Source organism: Halomonas halodenitrificans DSM 735 (assembly GCF_000620045.1).
Classification (GTDB): Bacteria; Pseudomonadota; Gammaproteobacteria; order Pseudomonadales; family Halomonadaceae; genus Halomonas; species Halomonas halodenitrificans.
In genome coordinates this window covers 1-1,866 of sequence record NZ_JHVH01000049.1, presented here as the reverse complement: position 1 = coordinate 1,866, position 1,866 = coordinate 1, and the positions used below count along the sequence as shown (strand labels likewise).

The window sequence follows — 1,866 nt, the reverse complement described above, 5'->3', positions numbered from 1 at the left end:
CAGGGAAAACGCATGAAAAAACCTACACCGCGAGAATGTCGGCAAGGTACGTCTCATCCAGCGCCGCTTTCTTTTGTTTCCGCCGCACACCGCCTTTGAAATGCGTCTCTCCTTTCAGGTAGTTCATCGCGATATGTCGCACTCTACCCAGGTTTTCTGCGGCCCGTCCTCGGTGAATTCGGCAAGCATCTTCCCGCATGGCGACGTCAAGGCACCAGTGCAACCTATTTTCAATCTGCCAATGCTGGCGAACCGCTTTTCCGAATTGTTCCGCCGTTAGCGTGGCAGAACTGATGTAGTAGCGTACCACCGTTTCCGCAGGTGCCCCCTCCCCTTCATGCCGGAAAGACAGTACGACACCAACAGTTTTCAAATCTGGCCACTCGTAGCTAAGCTCTTGAAAATCTTGAGTTACATCGCTAACCACATGGTACCTGGACTCCTCTCTCCCCCGGTTCCTCTCAACCGTGACATAGGAATCACCGGGATAGTTCGCAATCACATTCATCGGGAAGGCTTCTTCGAAAGCTGCAGCCAGCCTGGGCTGGTTTTCCTTCACTGACAACAGGTAGTCGGCGCCTTTCTCACGAATCGTTTGGGCGATTTTCTTCTGACACCCCATGGCATCAATGGTGACCAGGCAGCCATAGAGATCCAGCAGCTTCAGTAGCTCAGGAATGGCTGTAATTTCGTTGCTTTTATCCTCAGGGAAAACGCATGAAAAAACCTACACCGCGAGAATGTCGGCAAGGTACGTCTCATCCAGCGCCGCTTTCTTCTGTTTTCGCCGGATTCCACCCTTGAAAGACTTCTCCCCTTTCAGGTAATTCAGGGCGATATGTCGGACCCTGGCGAGGTTTTCCGCCGCCTGGCCGCGATGGATTTTGCAGGCATCCTCACGAAGCGCCACGTCCAAGGACCAGTGAAGTTTTGCCTCAATGTGCCAGTGCTGCCGGGCCGCTTCGGCGAGCTTTTTAGCGCTGAGATCGGCTGAGCTGATGTAGTAGCGGATCATCGGCTCTTCAGGGGCTTCGTCACCCTCTTGGCGGAAGCTCATCACCACTCCCACCGTTTTCAAGCCTGGCCACTCATAGCTAATCTCTTGAAATTCTTCGGTAAGTTCACTCACGATGTGATAGCGCGTCTCTTGTCGGCCGCGGTTCTTTTCGTCCGTGACATATGAGTCACCCGCAAAGCTCGCTACCTTGGCTATCGGGAATGCAGCCTCGAAGGCGTCAGCCAGGGCTGGCTGGTTGCCCTTCACCGATAGCAAGTAATCAGCCCCCTTCTGCAGGACCTGAGTGGCGATTTTCTTCTGGCATCCCATGGCATCGATCGTTACCAGACAGCCTTGCAGATTGAGTAGCTTGAGCAGCTCGGGAATCGCCGTAATCTCATTGGACTTCTGTGCCGTCTTCACCTGTCCCAGGACGACACCATTCGCGGCGCTGAAGGCGCTGACCATGTGGATCGCACCCTTGCCTTTACCACGGCAGTACGAGCCGCGCAGGGTCTTGCCATCGATGGCCACCACTGCCCCATCAGTGACGTCATGGCAGGCCTTCATCCACTCGGCGAACGCACTCTGCAGCTGATCGGCATTAACCAGCGCCATCACCCTGGCCAGGGTGTCATGGCTCGGTACGCCAGCCTCAAAATCGCCGTACTGGCGAAGAAAATCCAGCTTCGCGTGGCCAAAATCTTCTATCTCGTCCCAACCTTCAGCACCACAGATCACCGCACAGACAGTCAGAAACAAGATGTCTGACAACTGATGCTGCACTTTCCACGCCTGGCGGAAGTCGGGAACAATCGATAAATGGTGCATAAGAGACGGTGTCAGCATCGGATCATCCATGAGCAAAA

Annotated in this window: 1 protein-coding gene and 1 pseudogene; both read right to left on the bottom strand. The window is 54.5% G+C overall.

Annotated elements, in window-relative coordinates; translation table 11 throughout:
- Positions 1–22 precede the first annotated feature (22 nt).
- Positions 23–697: pseudogene (locus Q358_RS17635) on the bottom strand (ISAs1 family transposase); the annotation flags it as partial.
- A 30-nt stretch (positions 698–727) separates the two neighbouring features.
- Positions 728–1,846, bottom strand: a complete 1,119-nt coding sequence (locus tag Q358_RS0113860) for an ISAs1 family transposase (RefSeq protein WP_027962521.1) — start codon at positions 1,844–1,846, stop codon at positions 728–730.
- Positions 1,847–1,866 lie beyond the last annotated feature (20 nt).